This is a genomic window from Actinomadura sp. GTD37, from assembly GCF_041951365.1.
In the GTDB taxonomy this organism is placed as follows: domain Bacteria; phylum Actinomycetota; class Actinomycetes; order Streptosporangiales; family Streptosporangiaceae; genus Spirillospora.
The window spans coordinates 1-1022 of the sequence record NZ_JBGNUS010000027.1 but is presented as its reverse complement, the minus strand read 5'-3'; the positions used below and the strand labels follow the sequence as shown (position 1 = coordinate 1022).

The following is a 1022-nucleotide window of genomic DNA, read 5'->3' as shown; positions in this document are numbered from 1 at the left end:
CCCACCTCCGGAACCCTGCGCACCGCGATGAAACGACTCCCCGCCATCGCCGACATGGGCTTCGACGTCGTCTACCTCCCCCCCATCCACCCCATCGGCACCACCCACCGCAAAGGCCCCAACAACACCCTGGACGCCGGACCCTACGACCCCGGCTCCCCCTGGGCCATCGGCTCACCCCACGGCGGCCACGACACCATCCACCCCGACCTGGGCACCCTCGACGACTTCGACGCCTTCACCGCCCACGCCGCCCACCACGGCCTCGAAATCGCCCTCGACCTCGCCCTCCAATGCTCCCCCGACCACCCCTGGGTCACCCAGCACCCCGAATGGTTCACCACCCGCGCCGACGGCACCATCGCCCACGCCGAAAACCCACCCAAGAAATACCAGGACATCTACCCCCTCAACTTCGACAACGACCCCGACGGCCTCTACACCGAAATCAAACGCATCACCGAACACTGGATCGACCACGGCGTCCGCATCTTCCGCGTCGACAACCCCCACACCAAACCCATCGCCTTCTGGGAACGCCTCCTCGCCGACATCAACACCACCCACCCCGACGTCCTCTTCCTCGCCGAAGCCTTCACCCGCCCCGCCACCATGCACACCCTCGCCAAAACCGGCTTCCACCAGTCCTACACCTACTTCACCTGGCGCAACACCGCCGAAGAACTCCGCACCTACCTCACCGAACTCACCGGCCCCACCGCCACCTACATGCGCCCCAACCTCTTCACCAACACCCCCGACATCCTCCCCCCCTACCTCCAGCACGGCGGACCCCCCGCCTTCAAAATACGCGCCATCCTCGCCGCCCTCCTCTCCCCCACCTGGGGCATCTACGCAGGCTACGAACTCTGCGAAAACACCCCCGTCCGCCCCGGCAGCGAAGAATACCGCGACTCAGAAAAATACCAATACCGCCCCCGCGACTGGGACACCGCCACCCGCAACAACACCACCATCGCCCCCCTCATCACCCAACTCAACACACTCCGCAACAACCACCC

At 65.8% G+C, this 1022-nt stretch carries 1 pseudogene; it reads left to right on the top strand.

The features are described from left to right. Window positions 1-1022, top strand: a pseudogene (locus ACA511_RS40590) (alpha-1,4-glucan--maltose-1-phosphate maltosyltransferase); the annotation flags it as partial.